18 protein-coding genes and 3 pseudogenes are annotated in these 15,793 nt (G+C 42.1%); 17 read left to right on the top strand and 4 right to left on the bottom strand.

Going from position 1 to position 15,793, the window contains the following annotated elements:
• Positions 1–560 precede the first annotated feature (560 nt).
• A complete protein-coding gene (locus V7K15_RS30040; RefSeq protein ID WP_442949698.1) occupies positions 561–752 on the bottom strand; it encodes an IS1-like element transposase in 192 nt (63 codons plus the stop codon).
• Positions 753–879: 127 nt separating this feature from the next.
• Between V7K15_RS30040 and nifH the strand changes: the two genes are divergently transcribed.
• From nifH to V7K15_RS18825, 13 genes and pseudogenes are all read left to right on the top strand, one after another.
• Positions 880–1,707 carry a nitrogenase iron protein gene (nifH, locus tag V7K15_RS18885; RefSeq protein ID WP_334907584.1) on the top strand — a complete coding sequence of 276 codons (828 nt, stop codon included), beginning with the start codon at positions 880–882 and terminating at the stop codon, positions 1,705–1,707.
• A gap of 166 nt (positions 1,708–1,873) precedes the next feature.
• On the top strand, positions 1,874–2,260 hold the full coding sequence (locus tag V7K15_RS18880) for a hypothetical protein (protein ID WP_334907582.1): 387 nt from the start codon (positions 1,874–1,876) through the stop codon (positions 2,258–2,260).
• A 316-nt stretch (positions 2,261–2,576) separates the two neighbouring features.
• Positions 2,577–3,860 carry a substrate-binding domain-containing protein gene (locus V7K15_RS18875; RefSeq protein ID WP_442949697.1) on the top strand — a complete coding sequence of 428 codons (1,284 nt, stop codon included), beginning with the start codon at positions 2,577–2,579 and terminating at the stop codon, positions 3,858–3,860.
• Between the two features lie 174 nt (positions 3,861–4,034).
• Complete coding sequence (gene nifV, locus V7K15_RS18870; protein WP_334907578.1) at positions 4,035–5,153, top strand: homocitrate synthase; 1,119 nt, start codon at positions 4,035–4,037, stop codon at positions 5,151–5,153.
• Positions 5,154–5,443: 290 nt separating this feature from the next.
• Positions 5,444–5,584 (top strand): annotated as a pseudogene (locus V7K15_RS18865) (TOBE domain-containing protein); the annotation flags it as partial.
• A 173-nt stretch (positions 5,585–5,757) separates the two neighbouring features.
• Positions 5,758–5,889, top strand: a complete 132-nt coding sequence (locus V7K15_RS18860) for a hypothetical protein (protein ID WP_334907576.1) — start codon at positions 5,758–5,760, stop codon at positions 5,887–5,889.
• Positions 5,890–5,970: 81 nt separating this feature from the next.
• Entirely contained in the window at positions 5,971–6,684 is a 714-nt protein-coding gene (locus V7K15_RS18855; RefSeq protein WP_334907574.1) for a 2OG-Fe(II) oxygenase, read from the top strand.
• Between the two features lie 135 nt (positions 6,685–6,819).
• A complete protein-coding gene (locus tag V7K15_RS18850; RefSeq protein WP_334907572.1) occupies positions 6,820–7,641 on the top strand; it encodes an NADPH-dependent oxidoreductase in 822 nt (273 codons plus the stop codon).
• Between the two features lie 520 nt (positions 7,642–8,161).
• Complete coding sequence (locus tag V7K15_RS18845) at positions 8,162–8,392, top strand: hypothetical protein (protein WP_334847270.1); 231 nt, start codon at positions 8,162–8,164, stop codon at positions 8,390–8,392.
• Positions 8,393–8,529: 137 nt separating this feature from the next.
• On the top strand, positions 8,530–9,030 hold the full coding sequence (locus tag V7K15_RS18840) for a phosphate-starvation-inducible PsiE family protein (RefSeq protein ID WP_334907586.1): 501 nt from the start codon (positions 8,530–8,532) through the stop codon (positions 9,028–9,030).
• A 54-nt stretch (positions 9,031–9,084) separates the two neighbouring features.
• Positions 9,085–9,261 (top strand): annotated as a pseudogene (locus V7K15_RS18835) (DUF2231 domain-containing protein); the annotation flags it as partial.
• A 22-nt stretch (positions 9,262–9,283) separates the two neighbouring features.
• A pseudogene (locus tag V7K15_RS18830) lies at positions 9,284–9,464 on the top strand (cytochrome c oxidase subunit 3); the annotation flags it as partial.
• 321 nt (positions 9,465–9,785) lie between these two features.
• A complete protein-coding gene (locus V7K15_RS18825; RefSeq protein ID WP_334907570.1) occupies positions 9,786–10,016 on the top strand; it encodes a hypothetical protein in 231 nt (76 codons plus the stop codon).
• On the opposite strand, the gene V7K15_RS18820 is transcribed toward V7K15_RS18825, so the two are convergent.
• A complete protein-coding gene (locus V7K15_RS18820) occupies positions 9,989–10,189 on the bottom strand; it encodes a hypothetical protein (protein ID WP_334907568.1) in 201 nt (66 codons plus the stop codon). The two genes, V7K15_RS18825 and V7K15_RS18820, sit on opposite strands and share 28 nt — an antisense overlap.
• A 167-nt stretch (positions 10,190–10,356) precedes the next feature.
• On the opposite strand from V7K15_RS18820, the gene V7K15_RS18815 reads away from it, so the two are divergent.
• The 4 genes from V7K15_RS18815 to V7K15_RS18800 all read left to right on the top strand — a co-directional run bounded on the left by V7K15_RS18815 (position 10,357) and on the right by V7K15_RS18800 (position 13,662).
• Positions 10,357–11,241 carry a substrate-binding domain-containing protein gene (locus V7K15_RS18815; protein ID WP_334907566.1) on the top strand — a complete coding sequence of 295 codons (885 nt, stop codon included), beginning with the start codon at positions 10,357–10,359 and terminating at the stop codon, positions 11,239–11,241.
• A gap of 87 nt (positions 11,242–11,328) precedes the next feature.
• Complete coding sequence (locus tag V7K15_RS18810; RefSeq protein ID WP_334907564.1) at positions 11,329–11,547, top strand: hypothetical protein; 219 nt, start codon at positions 11,329–11,331, stop codon at positions 11,545–11,547.
• 337 nt (positions 11,548–11,884) lie between these two features.
• On the top strand, positions 11,885–12,583 hold the full coding sequence (locus V7K15_RS18805) for an ABC transporter permease (RefSeq protein WP_334907562.1): 699 nt from the start codon (positions 11,885–11,887) through the stop codon (positions 12,581–12,583).
• A complete protein-coding gene (locus V7K15_RS18800; RefSeq protein WP_334907560.1) occupies positions 12,580–13,662 on the top strand; it encodes an energy-coupling factor ABC transporter ATP-binding protein in 1,083 nt (360 codons plus the stop codon). The genes V7K15_RS18805 and V7K15_RS18800 overlap by 4 nt, the downstream gene beginning before the upstream one ends.
• A 71-nt stretch (positions 13,663–13,733) precedes the next feature.
• On the opposite strand, the gene V7K15_RS18795 is transcribed toward V7K15_RS18800, so the two are convergent.
• Positions 13,734–13,940, bottom strand: a complete 207-nt coding sequence (locus V7K15_RS18795; protein ID WP_334907558.1) for a hypothetical protein — start codon at positions 13,938–13,940, stop codon at positions 13,734–13,736.
• Positions 13,941–14,028: 88 nt separating this feature from the next.
• On the bottom strand, positions 14,029–14,622 hold the full coding sequence (locus tag V7K15_RS18790; protein WP_334907556.1) for a TetR/AcrR family transcriptional regulator: 594 nt from the start codon (positions 14,620–14,622) through the stop codon (positions 14,029–14,031).
• Positions 14,623–15,793: the final 1,171 nt, after the last annotated feature.

The following is a 15,793-nucleotide window of genomic DNA, read 5'->3' as shown; positions in this document are numbered from 1 at the left end:
AGAAATGAAACCAGTTTATAATAGACAGGACTGTATAGATTTAAAGTAATGCCAATTCTTCTATATAGAAGAATTTTTATCAATTGCAATAGACAGACTATTCTAACTGTAAATTAAGAAATAAATGATTTACTTTATATCCTCACTATAGATATCTCACCAAGTAAAAATCGACGATATTTTCTCAACTTTAAACAACAGAATAACGCAATTATCCGCTTTGAGGCTCTTTAGCTGATGACTAATTGTAACCACCAATACTCTTTGTAAATTAATTCCTCAGCGCAAGTAAATTGGCCAGATGTATGATATTCTTGATTTATAGGGAATCTAAAACAAGGACGAAAACTCCTTAGGTTCCTTTGAAGTGAGTATCAGACCAGCCTCATCAGTTATTGGTGACGGCATAACGTTAATCGAAGTGGAGCAAAACCGCCCAAAAATCGGTTTTTCGTTTGGCGAATCTGTTGCCATAGCGTAGGCTGGACTGATTTTTCTATGTATCTTCCTTGCAACAAAAATAATGCTTGTCTTGCTGTGAGTAAACAGAAATTTCTTATTTACCTGCCGTATCTGTGGAAGTTTTTTGAATTTTTTGTGACAGGATTGGAACTAATTTTTAGCACTCTTGTTGTATTTCGCATCCCACTAATATTTACTGCCATATCTGTAAGAAACTGTTTAACTTCTAACAAATAACTGCAATATTTATAGTGCTGGATAGACGGCTGAAGTCCAGTATCTAACAGCATCAATGCAGTCACCATCTGGGTAGTAAATACTTTCAAGAATTACAACTCCAATTTTATCAATACTCTGCTTGATTACACCATAATCTTGGAGCCGAATTAATAAGTCTGCGCCATTGCTGAGGTTTTTATGCGGAAAATCGCTATTTATGGAAGAGGGGGAGTTGGCAAGTCCACAACGACTCAAAACGTAGTGGCTGGACTGACTGATATAGATCGTAAGGTGATGGTTGTAGGGTGTGACTCGAAAGCAGACTCCACCCGGCTCCTTTTGGGGGGATTCCACCAGAAGATTGTACTCGATACGCTGCGTAAAGAAGAAGATGATGATGTGAATCTAGAAGACTTCCGTCAGGTGGGATGGGGGAAGACGCTGTGTGTTGAATCGGGTGGGCCGGAACCTGGTGTGGGATGTGCAGGTAGAGGTATTCTGACATCAATTGGGTTGCTGGAACAACTTGGTGCTTATGATGATGCAGTTAGACTTGATTATACATTTTATGACGGTCTGGGTGACGTGGTATGCGGTGGATTTGTCATGCCCATTCGTGAACGCAAAGCTCAAGAAATTTACATTGTCACTTCTGGGGAAATTATGGCAATGTATACCGTCAATAACATCTGCCGAAGCATTCAAAAGTATGCTCCTATAGGCGGTATACGTCTGGGAGGATTGATTTGCAACTCTCGCAAAACCGATCAGGAAGATGATTTGATCAAAGCTCTGGCAGAGAAACTGGGGACTCAAATGATCTACTCCATACCCAGAGACAACATGGTGCAGCGAGCAGAGTTCCACCGCAAGACGGTGATTGAGTATGCTCCTGAGTGTGAACAGGCGCAGCACTATCGCAACCTGGCAACGGCAATTGATCAGAATACAGATTTTGTCACTCCAAAATCTATGTCTAACGATCAGCTAGAGGAACTGCTGGTAAAGTTTGGGTTGTTTGACTAGGACGATGCAGTAGGGCTTATCCCTGATACAAAGTGTCTGGAGCAATTGGCAATCTCTTACTCGAAAAAGCAGAAAAAACTGCGTAAACTTCTTACCACCATTTGAGAAATCGGCGTTCTGAGCTACGCCAAAATTCGTCTACCTTATTGAAGGATGAGAACTCATTATGTTGACCGAAGAGGTTTTAGTCCAAAAATTTAGTACCGTAGTCAAGGGACGCTGTGCCAAACTCAGCGAGTTGCTCCAGTACTGCCACGTCGAACTTGTAAACTCTTACTGGGGCTGCCCCCCAAAACTTATACAACATTTTGTCGTATATTATCCTAACATACTGTCTGCCTCAGTCAATGCCTACAAAGATATTTTCAGAGGCGTTGCTCTAGATTTGGGGATATCTGACGCTGTTTGCATAAACGCCACACGCATTATCCGCGATCCCGCCTCAAGATTGAAGGAAAAAAACCCCATCCTCTGGTTGGAACTCCAGTGGGTGGCGGTGCCCACTAGAAAAGGCAATTGGTATTTAGATCAAGACTTGCCGCACTCGGACTAAGTTTTCTCTTGGTGATGTAAGCATCGCCTTGGTTAGCAGATGATCAAAAAGCGATGCCTATAGCGATCGCTAAATAGTATCCAAAAATGCAAGTATTCTAGCGAGATGTATGTTAGGCTTGCAGCAAATAAGCAAAATTGTCAAAACACCAATATGTCTGACAACAAAAACGGCAAACACTAGAAAACCTTGCTACTGACCCAACAAATTTATTTAAGTTTGTGCGCTGCGGCTTTTTCTAACGGAGAGATACAGCCTCATGAAACTGGATGTGAATCTTTGCAATAACCTGAAGTCAATTAGAACTCGCTTGGGCATGAGTCAACAAGAATTAGCTAATATAGCTGGCGTAACTCGTCAGAGTATTGGTGGTGTGGAATTGGGACAATATGCTCCTTCTGTTGCTATGTCGCTACGTTTAGCCAAGGCACTTGGTTGCCAAGTCGAGGACTTATTCTGGTTTGAGGAAGATTTACCAGAAGTTGAGGCAATTCTTGCGGGATCAGCCCCTAAGCAACAGCAATCACGAGTTAGTCTAGCGCGGGTTGGGGATCAATGGATAGCTTATCCCCTTGTGGGGAACGATGCTTTTCGGATCGAAATGATTCCGGCTGATGGTGAGACAGTTGCGGTGAGCCACCCCATTGTAGGAATTGGGGTTAGCGCAAGCTGTAGCGACGACGTAGGAGCATCATCCGTAAGAGTAGAAGGGTTCCCCAGCATAAGCAAATTGTCATTAGCGTCAGAGGTAGCGTTAGTGTACCCTTGCGGGGAAGCAAGCTACGCCTCTGGTCTGGTCGTAGAGAGGAACGAGCGTCAACCGGAGGGTGAAGCACAGAGCCAGAATAGTACAAATAAAGTCCAGGTTCGGCTTCTGGATGATATAGACAAACTGCACAATACAGTTGTGATTGCTGGTTGTACACCTGTACTTTCCCTCTTGGCAAAAGCAACTGAACGTTGGCATCCAAAACTGCGAATTCATTATCGTTTCGCCCACAGCACGGCTGCATTGCATAGTCTGTGCCGAGGTGAAGTTCACATTGCAGGGATGCACTTATACGATGCTCATACGGGGGAACATAACATCCCCTTTGTGCGGAAAGCCTTAACAGGTAAGAGTGCTATTTTGATTACCCTTGGAGTTTGGGAAGAAGGTTTGTTAGTCCTACCAGGAAACCCAATGGGAGTTAAAACAGTTTCCGACTTAGTAGAATTTGGAGCAACTATTGTCACCCATGAAGTGGGTTCTGGTAGTCGGATGCTTTTAGAACGGAAACTCCAAGAAGAAGGAGTGCCATTGCACAAAGTTAAAGGATCTGACCATATCGTTCACAGCCATCAAGATGTTGCCTTATCTGTAGTCTCAGGAATGGCTGATGCCGGTATCAGTACGGCATCTATAGCTGCTGCCTTTGGGTTGGGATTTATCCCCCTTCATCGGGCGCGATATGACTTGGTGATTATTAAATCATACTTGGAAGAAGAACCAGTAAAGCAGTTTCTCAGTATCTTGGGACATCAGCTAGTGCGATCGCAATTAGAGATTCTCGGCGGCTATGACACTAGCAATATTGGGGAAGTTGTAGCAAATATTTAGTAATTCGTAATTCGTAATTCGTAATTCGTAATTCGTAATTATTACCCCACGACTAAGGAATATGTCTTTTAGTTTCCACAATTCAAGTTAGCTGCTCTGTCTTTCAATTACGAATTCCTCAAGCAAATTAAAATCACCCAACAAGTTAGCTGCAAAATGAATCATGACCTCACTATGAACAAACATCCAGTTCAGATTAACGATACAACCTTGCGAGATGGTGAACAAGCGGCGGGTGTAGCCTTTAACGTTGAAGAAAAAATTGCGATCGCCACTTTTCTTGATGCCATTGGTGTTCCAGAATTGGAAATTGGCGTTCCGGCAATGGGGCAAGAAGAAGCAGAATCGATCCGAGCGATCGCTAATCTGGGATTAAATGCCCAATTACTTGGCTGGAACCGTGCTAAATTGTCCGATATCCAGGCATCTATAGATTGTGGTTTGGAACGGGTGCATATTTCGGTTCCTGTCTCAGAAATTCAGATTGCCGCCAAGTTTGGGGGGAAGCAGCAGGTAATGCTGGATCTTCTACGGGATGCGATTAATTTCGCTTGCGATCGCGGTTTAGCTGTATCTGTTGGCGGAGAAGATTCTTCCAGAGCCGATCCTTCTTTTTTATTGGATGTAGCGTATTATGCTCAAGAGTTAGGAGCTTTCCGGTTTCGCTTTTGTGACACTGTAGGAATTCTCGACCCTCTGAACACTTACAGCAAAGTTCGCTCCCTTGTGCATCATCTATTCATTCCCATAGAAATGCACACGCATAATGATTTTGGACTGGCTATGGCGAACTCGCTAGCTGGTATTGAAGCAGGAGCGCGGTCGGTCAACACTACGGTAAATGGGATTGGCGAACGCGCAGGTAATGCGGCGCTGGAAGAAATTGTGATGGCACTGAAACACCTCTACGGGATTCCAACGGGTATTAATACAAAACGGTTGCTGGAACTGTCACGCTTAGTTGCTAAAGCTGCCAACTGGCCAGTTCCTCCCTGGAAAGCGATCGTGGGTGAAAATACTTTCGCACACGAGTCGGGCATTCATGCTCACGGTGTGTTGCAAAATCCCGGTACTTACGAACCGTTTGCGCCCGAAGATGTTGGTTGGGAACGTCGCTTGGTAGTAGGCAAACATTCCGGTCGGCATCTGATATTCAGTGTGCTGCAAGAACATGGAATCACGCTCAGTCAGCCAGAAATTCAATCAGTGCTGGATGCTGTAAAGCATCAGTCAGTAAAAGTTAAGCGTAGTCTCACGATTGAAGAACTCCTGAGTTTTGTTCCCCAAAGGTGAACGCACACATCTACCAAAACATTACAGAGAAATGAGGAGATGTCTAGTTAAATTACTTGAAAAGCGCTGTAAGTTGCATTGTGCTTTTACCAATTAAAACGTAAGTACATGAGCTTGTAAGCTTTCAATCAGTTTAACTACAAATCAAAAGTGAAGTTGGTTAAGAACGCATCACAAATCCGTCTCCGTTAGCGTAGGCGCAGCCCGCCGTTCGCGTAGCGTCTCGTAGAGAAGGCATCGCAATCATTGTACCAACTGCTAGAATATTACCAATAATGTTGGTAGTAACTATGCCGAGAAAAGAGCAAGGATGGATCACTTTTCAATTGTCTCCAGAAGAACGGCAACTTCTAGAGCAGTACTGCAAGCAGTTCCAACGCACTAAAACTGATGTTTTGCGCTCTCTGTTACGTAGTCTCCAAGCACAATCACTCAAACAGCAGGGAAAGCAGTTTGATTCTGGGGAAGTTGATCTTGACTTATTTTGAGCAGTGGTGAAGAACCGCTATCGGTAAAGCGAGTTGTCTTGCACCTAAACAAATTTGCAATGGGGTTGGTAATCCCTGTGAAATCGTAAAAAAGCGTTCAAGTTCAAAAGTTGACTATGACAAATCCTACAAAACTATTGCGATCCGGTGAAATTCCTTTCAATTACGAAATTAATTGGAATGCCTCTCTAAGTGTTCTGGTGATGAAAATTCTGCGGCTTGAGCAAAGCTTCTTGACGCAGAGGTAAATCAGATTGTTGATCTTCCAATACCACTTGATGTCCAGGGTAATCATGATTGGTTAATTCTACTAAAGCGTTTTTTCTACCATGCTTAATTTTGATTCCATTCGTGCCACACCAATGCAAAAAGTCCCATACAATTGGGCTTTGATAAAAAACCTGCTTTCACCAGAAGCAAGCTTAGAACTAACTGCGAGTTTTCCCCACGAAGAGTTTCGCCTGTCGGAGGGAGAGGGATATGGATATTCTTGGGGAAAGATGCTTGCCACTAGCGAGGATATTTCCTTGATGCTCAAATCTAGCGATAATCGCTGGCGAGAGCGGATGGCACAAGGCAGACTTACTTATGACTTGAGACACCTCAGTAAAGTCTGGCGACAGTTGATAGAAGAACTGTGGACAGATTCTTACCGCGCAGCAATAGCCGAAATGTCTGGGTTGGAACTAAAAGACTGTGTAATGGATATTGTATTTCGTCGGTATAGCTCAGGACAGTTGCATCACCCTCATACAGACGAGCCGAACAAAGTTTTAACTCATCTGCTATTTTTCAATCAACAATGGTCTGTAGACTGGGGAGGCTGTTTGCGAATTCTCAAAAACTCACAACCGGAATCTGCTTTCCAAGATATTTTACCTCTGAGCGATTCCTCAGTTGCGATCGCGCGTTCTGACAATTCTTGGCATACGGTTACTCCGCTTACTTGCCCTGCATCTGAGTATCGGCTAGCTTTACGAGTTGCTTTTTTTCGGAACGATCGCCTAACTTCAGATTTCGGAGAAACCCAGCTAGCTGCGTAGCAGTTAAGTATTTTCTCTCTACTTTTGTCAGAAAATCAGCCTCCTGATTTTCTGGTTCTTCCTTTTCTTCGTTGTTTCTCGTCGTTGGTAATCCCTCTGAAATCGTAAAAAAGTGTTCAGGTTCAAAAGCTGACTATGACCAATCCTACAGAACTACTGCGATCGCGCTACGGTGAAATTCCCTTCAATCACGAAATTGACTGGAACGAATCTCTAGAAACACTACTAGCTCACCGTTCAGTTCGGTCTTATCTATCTGATCCTTTACCACCAGGAACCCTGGAATGGCTAGTTGCTGCTGCTCAATCTGCTCCTAGTTCAGCTAATATGCAAACCTGGAGTGTGGTAGCGATTGAAGATCAAGAAAGCAAAGCAGAATTATGCAAGCTGGCTAATAACCAAGTATGGATTAACCAGGCTCCTGTATTCTTGGTTTGGTTAGCAGATTTAGGTCGTCTGGCTCATATTGCTGACAGTCGCGGACTAGCTCCCGTAGCTCTGGATTACGTAGAACTGTTGGTTAAAGCAATAGTCGATGCTTCAGTCGCAGCGCAAAATGCGATTGTAGCTGCTGAATCTGTTGGTTTAGGAACGGTATATATCGGCGCAATCCGCAAAAGTACTCAAGAGGTAGCCACGTTATTGAATTTGCCACCTTTTGTGTTCCCTGTGTTTGGGTTGTGTGTGGGTTATCCCAATCCTGAAGAACAACCTGTTGTTAAGCCGCGCCTACCTCAGCCAGCTGTATTCCACCGGGAAACCTATAAATTGGCAGAGCAAGATGATGCGATCGCTCACTATAACGATATCATGAAAGAGTTCTACACTGAACAAAAGATGAATGTCGCTGTTGATTGGTCGCAACACTCAGCCGAGCGGATTGCCACTTTAGACTATTTGAAAGGGTGCAAGTATTTACGTGAAACTCTGAATAACTTCGGCTTCAAGTTGCTATAAAAGGAGTCAACAGCCAGAAGACACAGAGACAGGGTAAGCATCCACCGTACTCTTAGTCTTAAGTAAAGCTACACGCAGAGGCGACTAGAGGAGAAGTTCTGATATTTGCACCAAAGCTTCTGACACTTAAAGACTCAAAACCCTACACTGAGTCTCAAAAAATGATTTCGGTGCGTAAGTCTAAGGAATAAATATAGAACTTATGCACCGTGATGAAATTACGTCATTGCGAGTGCTGCGATCGCTTTGCAATCTCAAACTCTAGTTTTACGTTTTCAGTGCGTAAGTCCTAAAATAGACTCGCTAACTTGTCAGATATAGCAATTCTCCTGCTTGAAACCTTTGTACAAATTTGGGGAATCTGAAGGCATTTAAGCAGTCAACAGGCGAACAATTGAATGGGTATTCCAGCAAGCTTTATCTTTCAAAAAAGGGCTGACCTGTAAGAATCGCTCTTGTCATGAGAATTACTGACCAAAAATGTAGAATTAACCCGCGAAATAGAAAGGATTTTCAAACAATGAATAATTTGTCTACTAAAGACCTCAACAGACTACGCTCTCAAGCCAAAATAATTATGAATCGAGTGGAGATTTTCATAGAAACTTACTTATTAGAAGCTCCCCCTGATGAAAAACTGATTAACGAAACCTTACAAGAGATCATCAAGGCTACGAATAGCTTAACAACCGCAGCATCCAAGATGAAAACCGCAGAACCCGTACCTCATGACGCCAACGGAGCAAAATAGTTTAATAGGGCTGAATGGAACCCCATAGCTAAAATAATGGGGATTGAATACAGTTCCGAGTGCTGAGTAATCGATGCTAGATACTCAGCACTATTTCAGTTATGGAAATAAATGAATCTAGACTGTTAGGAAATACGATGCTCAAAGGGCTAAGTTTAAACTTAAATAACTGGTTACAAAGAAATACAATTGTACGTAATCTGGAGTTTTTTCAAGATTTTATTATCATTTCTCTCTGCCTTGGTTTATTCTGTGTGATGCTCATCCGACTAGGAGATATGTTCTTCTCCTTTTTGAGTCCATTAGATTTGCGGCAAGTAACATCTGATATCCTGTTCATTTTGATTTTGGTAGAGTTATTCCGGCTGTTAATTGATCATATACAACAACAACGGACATCCGTGGCAGCAGCAGTAGAGATTACTATGGTTTCTGCTTTAAGAGAAGTAATTTTACGCGGTGTTCTTGAAATTCCCCGTGACCAAATTTTTGGAATCGCAGTATTTTTAGTAGTATTAGCGGGAATTCTTGTGGCTCTACCTTGGGTATCTAACTTTTTTGAACAGGTCAGAACTCCTCACACTGAAACAAAAGAAAAAACACAATTATTGGCTGATAATCCTCTAGTTCATGATTAATTGTTATCAAAAATAGTGTTTGGGAATTAGTTAGCGATCGCAAGTAAATTTGCCATCGCTGCGATCGCCATCTTTGTTGCCGTTATCTTTGGTCAGTTTGAAGTTGGCTTGGCAAGACCTTACGATGCTGTTAAGGCAGTGCTGAACATGCATACGCTGCTTGGGTGGTCGCTGTCTGGAATTATTGCAGCGATTACAGCTTGGCGTTATGTACTTCGTACACGCAACCCTGACAATACATGGTAGTGGGGCTGGCTTCCACGGTTTACACGTTCTCACTGGCATTTTGTTTACAGATGATTGTTTTGGGTAGCTCCTTCATTCCTGGTAGCTACGACAGAGGTCATTTTGGTGTAAATGCCATCTCTATTTTTTGGCACTTCGTCGATGTTATCTGGATTGTTTTGTTTGTCCTTATTTATATCTGGCAATGACACTCTGTGGTCTGAGGTTTTTATGCGGAAGAACGCCATGTCTAACAGCAGTTAACGCAGTCATCTTCATAGATAACTATTGCCAGCACTATTGTGTTTTCTTTGAGGGTGTGAGATATTTTGAAGCGTGTTTTGGTTGTCTAGATTTGTTCAAAGTTGCCTAATTAATGACTTAATTAAAATAGCAAAGACGCATTAGATGCCCTTGGAATACTGAAATCACGAACCATCAAAGGAGGGTTATATTTTGCAACTAAACCAACAGACTTGGAGCAACTATACGATTTATGCTCGACAATGTACTCTTATACCTTAAAACCAATGCCAGTCGTATTTAATGTAGTAGATGTTGAGGACAAAGAGCATTACTTGAACTATGAAGAGATAGAAGAAACAAAGGTCGCTGATGAAGGATTACGCAACGATGATTACCTCGATGCTCAATGCTTTTTCGTCCTCCTCAAAAATGGAGATATACTACTTCTGGAAATGTCTAGACAAAACCAAGTAAGTAAAAACTTCCTTTACCGTTTACTGATGCCAGGAGAATAGCCTCCTTTAATATCTAGGGCTGCCTGGATGTCTGCGGTTGCTATTCTTAAATCCATTGTGGACACACGAACCTGTTGCGATCGCAGTTGATCAACTGCTGCGATCGCTCCAGCATCAAATGATAAAACACGAGCTGTTGCGAAAAGAAGGAAGAATTTCCAACAGCAGAGCATATCCATGAATCATGTCAGTATATTGTCAAGAATCCTTCTCATCATGACAATTGTCTGGAAAACAACACAAATGGTTGATTTCCTACTCAATCTTGCTTATACTTCCCAATGTAAGGTTTACTTGCCATAGTAAAAAATATTGGCATACAAATTGGTAGGAGAGTGCAATGATCAATCATCGGGCTGTGCGCGATGGGTGTTTGGTAAGTTTCCTGGCGATTCTTTGCATCGGCTTTGGTAGTAACTTAGTCAACCAAGAGCCAACTCTTGGACAGTCCCCAGCGAAGAAAGATGTGATCGTGGCGATGACAACCAGTATTGAGGATAGCGGGCTGCTAGATGATTTAGTTCCGGCGATTGAAAAGAAAACAGGATATAAGCTGAAAAAGGTTGCAGTCGGCACCGGACAGGCTTTGGCTCTGGCTGAAAAAGGTGAGGTTGACGCGCTATTTGTCAATTCACCTAAAGCCGAACGCAAAGTTTTGTCAGATGGTGCGGTGATAAATCGCCACTTGGTAATGCACAATGACTTTGTTATCGTCGGCCCAGATGCTGACAAGGCAAAGATCCGAGGGAAAAAGAATGCTGTGGAAGCGTTCAGTCTGATTGCCAAAAATCAAGCATTGTTTGTATCGCGGGGTGATGACTCAGGTACTAACAAACTAGAAAAAGATTTATGGCAGCAGGCAAAGATCACACCATCTGGCGCTTGGTATCAGCAAACAGGTTCAGGAATGGCGCAAACTTTGCAAGTTGCTAATCAAAAACTGGGATATACCTTAGCGGATCGAGCAACCTATATATTTCAGAAGAAAAACCTGTCTTTGCCAATACTGGTGCAAGGAGATAAGAAATTGTTAAATCTTTACCATGTCATGGCAGTAAATTCTCAGAAATTCCCCAAGGTGAATAGTGCAGGAGCTAAAGCGTTTATTAATTTTGTCTTATCTCCTGAAGGACAGACAATAATTGCAGCCCACGGTAAAAAAGAATTCAAACAACCGCTATTTTATGTTGATGGCGGTAAAACGGAGAAAGATTATGGCTTTTAAAGAAACTTGAGTATCAGACAATAAGCCAAAGTATTTTTAGAATAGAACACAGTAGAAGTTATTCTTTTCTCTACCAGGAGTAAGCTGATGACAACCCAACAAAACTCGCCCGAAACCAACCCACACCACCATACAGCGAAAATCAAAGATAAGTTGAACGATCTCATTACACACTTGCGTGAAGATATTAGCAAAATCGAAGATCCAAAGGCTCAGGCTCTTTTTGAGACTACATCCGAAGTTCTCAAGGGTCTGGTGAATGCTTACAATGATTACGAGAAACACTCAGAGGAAGCCTGGAAATAAATTACTATAGTGTTTCCTAAGCAACGGAGGTAAACCCAAATCTTTTTTACCAAACGCCATCTACTCAAAGATGGCACGACGGACATTTGGGTGATGATTTTCGTAGTTGCACCCAAAGTCGGGAAATCATAGCAAGTGTTCTTATTCTTATGTTGCAAGCCATTGCAGTTCTAACTACAAACGAGGATCTCTCTGCTTTCCCTTCGACATTGGATCTCGCAGCAAATGTGTAGCATTTAGGCAGACAACCTCAACTAATCCCGCATATTCTGCTACTTCCCTGAGTATAGATATCTGGGCTTTGATAGCAGCAATCAGATTGTTAAGGCAATAAATTGTGAATACAATCATCGAAGGAGCTTTCAGAGCTTTTGAACTATTAACCAGTGGCGATAGTGACGTTTTCCAAGTCATGACGATGACATTGTTCGTATCTGGAACAGCTACAGCCATTAGCGTTTTACTGGGACTACCATTAGGACTGTGGCTAGCATTAGTGGATTTCGTCGGCAAGCAGACTCTGACTACTTTGATTAACTTCGGTATGGGATTGCCACCTGTCGTAGTCGGTTTATTCGTCAGCCTGTTTTTGTGGCGGTCTGGCCCGTTAGGAAATCTTGATTTGATGTACACGCCCACAGCTATGATTATAGCCGAAGCCATCATTGCTTTTCCAATTGTAGCTGGCTTCAGTTTTGCGGCAATTATCAGTATTAATCCGAAACTACGCTGGCGACTGTTATCAATGGGGGCGACACAGTGGCAAGTCAACTGGTTGCTAATCAAGGAAGCACGGTTAGGGTTAATGGCTGCAATCATGGCTGGTTTTGGTCGCGTCATCTCGGAAGTTGGTGCATCCATGATGGTGGGCGGCAATATTAAGGGGCAGACAAGAGTCCTGACTACAGCAATCGTCTTGGAAGTAGGGAAAGGAAATTACGATGTTGCAATGGCGATCGCATACATTCTCCTGATCATCACATACACCGTGATCATGTTGCTGACTATCTTACAGCATGACAAGAAAATTTTATGAGTAGTAACGAGTATACCCTGAATATGCGGCAGGTGAGCGTCGATACCAAAACACGTAAAAATATCCTGTCAATTGAAAATTTTGCAGTCCGTCCAGGAGAATTGGTGGCTGTGCTTGGCCCCAATGGCGCTGGTAAAAGCACTTTGTTAAGAACAATCAATCTCTTGCAACCTTACCGTGGTGAGATGCAATTATTTGGAGAGGATGTCCGTAGAGCCAATAAAACATTGTTGCGTCGTCGTTCGGCTTTGGTATTTCAAGAAACATTACTACTGAATGATACTGTTTTTAATAATGTTGCCAAAGTATTAAAGTTTCGCGGAACACCAACACACAAGATTAAGCAAAGGGTACATACTGCACTTACAACTTTTGGCTGTGAACATCTGGCAAATCAGTCAGCTCGTTCTCTGTCCGGTGGTGAAGCGAAACGAGTTTGTATTGCCTGCGGTTTAGTTGCTGATTCACAATTACTACTTTTGGATGAGCCTTCTGCCTCTTTAGATGTGGGAATACGTCCCCAGATGATCGAGAAAATTAGACAGTGGGCGCAAGCGAGGGGATCAGCAGTCATATTAGTCAGTCATAATTTTACAGATATACTGCATTTTGCTGATCGAGCGATCGCTTTATTTGACGGTTGTATTATACAGGATGATAACTTGGAAACCATCATCCGCCGACCAGCTAACGAGCAGCTTGCCAGACTGGTAGGGATAGATAATATTATTCCGTGTCGGGTAGAACGGAGTAGCCGTGGAAGTTTTATCAAACTTGCAAACGGGATAGAGTTTTTATATCTTGGGGAAATCACGAAACCAATTACTGCATGTTGTTTATCTGGCGATACTTTCAATGTTTACGATGCAAGTTCTTCAATATTGCATAAACCTTGGTCAGTAATTATTGAAGGGCTAGTAGAACGGGTTTTAAATGGTATTGGGATTTGTAGTATTTGGGTTAAGGTAGGAGAACAAACTTTAATTGCCAGAGTGCCTCGGAATCATATATTCGGTAATGTATATCCCCATGAAATAATTAAGCTGGCATTCAATCCTAAAGATGCACATTTTGTTTAGAAAAAATGGCGTTAATGACCTACCGATAACCTCTCAATGGTAGGGTGCATGGGCGTTGTGAGACTACATTTTTATTGCCCTCTTCCTGGTTTGCAATCTGCAAAGCCCAATGCCTCTGTATCAAGGAAATTAGCGATCGCCATTTCAATTACCGCTTCAACTGGATACTCAATTTCAGTAGTACGAGCAATCAAAGCTTCTCGAATTCGCTTAGGTAAACGCCCTAAAATGACTTCAGCATCAGCACTCGTAAGTTGCTCTTGAAGTTTAGCTTGCATAGGTTCACCTCTCGGATGGAATTTAGTTCCTTGAGAATCTCTACAGATGTACCAGTGTGATTTTTTACATTAAATCATATAATAGATTTCATGTAACGCCGGATTTTGATGCAGTCTGGATTAGGATTGCCGCCACCTTTTTCGCTTGTGAAGCGGTTGACCAACTTCCTTCCATCATCGCAACCACGATCGCACCTTGCACGATAAGAAGCAGTTGTCGGGCTAACTGTTCCGGTGATGAAACTTCTGCGGCTTGAGCTAGGCTCTTGATGTAGTGGTAGATCGATTGTTGATGCTCCAATGCCACTCGATGTCCAGGATGGTCAGCATTGGCTAGTTCCACTGAAGCATTAATGAATGCACAACCTCGGAAATCTGGGCTTTCAAACCATTCCCGTAACGCATCAAATATTGCTAATAGTTGTTGGGATGGGTTAGAAGCTCGTTGCTCAATCGTGGTTTTAAGCCATTCACACCATTGTTCATCCTGTTGTCGCAGCCATGCTTCAATCAATGCATCCTTTGACTTGAAATGATTGTAGAGTGACATTTTTGCAACACCAGATTCCGCAACGATTCTGTCAATACCGACGTTGCGAATTCCCTCTCGGTAAAACAAGCCTGATGCTGTATTTAGGATGCGATCGTGAACAGATTTACGGGTTGTTTTCGGTTTAGTCATTTAGATCACATCCTTGAATAATGTGTAATTTTTAAATGCTTCATCAATAAAACTGATAAAGATTTTCTCAAATTCACGATTGTTTAAACTTGATGCTTTACTAGCTTTTGAAGTTAAGCTGTAAACCTGTCAAATATTTCATATTTTGTTAGGCTTTTACGTTTCCAAGATATAGCATTCCTATTTAATCAGGACTTACGCAAGATGTGACCAAAAATATTATTCTTGCGTAGCGGTAATTCATTACCGCTACTTCAGTTATGTTTTACCTAAGTCATGTTAATCTATAAAAATCTCAAGGCTCAGATACCCGACTTATTGGAAAAGTCGGGTATCTTGTTGTTCACTAACAATAATTAGAAATTGGAAAACACCCTTAACCATTTTTTGATTCCTTTTAAAGACCAGGGTATTTCATCCACATATATATTGAGTTGAGTTGAGTTTGTTTTATCCAGTTGCTTAAATCGCAAAGGCTGTTATCGATTGCCTGTTATATTCTTTTATTCGCCAAAACTTCGATTCTTCCTAACGACTTAATAAAAAACTATCTGTAAAGAATAAAGGGAAAGGGTTTATCCCAGAAGTGATTGATGAACTGCAAGCAGACCAAAGTCCCCCCGAACTCTGGAACTGCTACCGATCAACTACTTCGACAATCCTCCAGAGACTTGTGGAGCAAGACCATCAGTTCATCAAACTATTGGTTAACTTATGGGATTTGGCTTCTTCACTAGAGCGCAAGTGCTTGGAGATCCTTTATGCTTTAGCGATTTAGATTCCCTATAAATCAAGAATATCATACATCTAGCCAATTTACTTGCGCTGAGGAATTAATTTACAAAGAGTATTGGTGGTTACAATTAGTTATCACGGCAGTTCTTCCTGGGGGAAACCCCCTTCGCGCAGCGTCTCGTAGAGAAGACCAGACTGCCTTAGCTAGAGAGGCTCAAAGCTAATAATTGCGTTATTTTATTGTTTTTATTTGAGCAGCTCTCGCCGATTTATCCAACTAAAGCATCCAAAATCAGGATAGGAATTAAATCATTCATCTTCTTATATATAGTTAGAATAGTCTGTCTATTTGCTTTGCTTAAAGTCTTATATATTTAAGGATTATGGTTGCTTTAAATCTATACATAACTGTCTATTCTAAATTGATTTTACTCGG

It is taken from the genome of Nostoc sp. (genome assembly GCF_036919815.1).
In the GTDB taxonomy this organism is placed as follows: domain Bacteria; phylum Cyanobacteriota; class Cyanobacteriia; order Cyanobacteriales; family Nostocaceae; genus Nostoc.
Note: the sequence above shows the minus strand (reverse complement) of the source record. Positions and strands in the feature narration are given on the sequence as shown.

Coding starts and splice junctions, on each gene's coding strand:
- V7K15_RS30040 (WP_442949698.1), bottom strand. CDS start 752: ATGCTGTTAGATACTGGACTTCAGCCGTCTATCCAGCACTATAAATAT.
- nifH (WP_334907584.1), top strand. CDS start 880: ATGCGGAAAATCGCTATTTATGGAAGAGGGGGAGTTGGCAAGTCCACA.
- V7K15_RS18880 (WP_334907582.1), top strand. CDS start 1,874: ATGTTGACCGAAGAGGTTTTAGTCCAAAAATTTAGTACCGTAGTCAAG.
- V7K15_RS18875 (WP_442949697.1), top strand. CDS start 2,577: ATGAGTCAACAAGAATTAGCTAATATAGCTGGCGTAACTCGTCAGAGT.
- nifV (WP_334907578.1), top strand. CDS start 4,035: ATGAACAAACATCCAGTTCAGATTAACGATACAACCTTGCGAGATGGT.
- V7K15_RS18860 (WP_334907576.1), top strand. CDS start 5,758: ATGACAAATCCTACAAAACTATTGCGATCCGGTGAAATTCCTTTCAAT.
- V7K15_RS18855 (WP_334907574.1), top strand. CDS start 5,971: ATGCTTAATTTTGATTCCATTCGTGCCACACCAATGCAAAAAGTCCCA.
- V7K15_RS18850 (WP_334907572.1), top strand. CDS start 6,820: ATGACCAATCCTACAGAACTACTGCGATCGCGCTACGGTGAAATTCCC.
- V7K15_RS18845 (WP_334847270.1), top strand. CDS start 8,162: ATGAATAATTTGTCTACTAAAGACCTCAACAGACTACGCTCTCAAGCC.
- V7K15_RS18840 (WP_334907586.1), top strand. CDS start 8,530: ATGCTCAAAGGGCTAAGTTTAAACTTAAATAACTGGTTACAAAGAAAT.
- V7K15_RS18825 (WP_334907570.1), top strand. CDS start 9,786: ATGCCAGTCGTATTTAATGTAGTAGATGTTGAGGACAAAGAGCATTAC.
- V7K15_RS18820 (WP_334907568.1), bottom strand. CDS start 10,189: ATGCTCTGCTGTTGGAAATTCTTCCTTCTTTTCGCAACAGCTCGTGTT.
- V7K15_RS18815 (WP_334907566.1), top strand. CDS start 10,357: ATGATCAATCATCGGGCTGTGCGCGATGGGTGTTTGGTAAGTTTCCTG.
- V7K15_RS18810 (WP_334907564.1), top strand. CDS start 11,329: ATGACAACCCAACAAAACTCGCCCGAAACCAACCCACACCACCATACA.
- V7K15_RS18800 (WP_334907560.1), top strand. CDS start 12,580: ATGAGTAGTAACGAGTATACCCTGAATATGCGGCAGGTGAGCGTCGAT.
- V7K15_RS18795 (WP_334907558.1), bottom strand. CDS start 13,940: ATGCAAGCTAAACTTCAAGAGCAACTTACGAGTGCTGATGCTGAAGTC.
- V7K15_RS18790 (WP_334907556.1), bottom strand. CDS start 14,622: ATGACTAAACCGAAAACAACCCGTAAATCTGTTCACGATCGCATCCTA.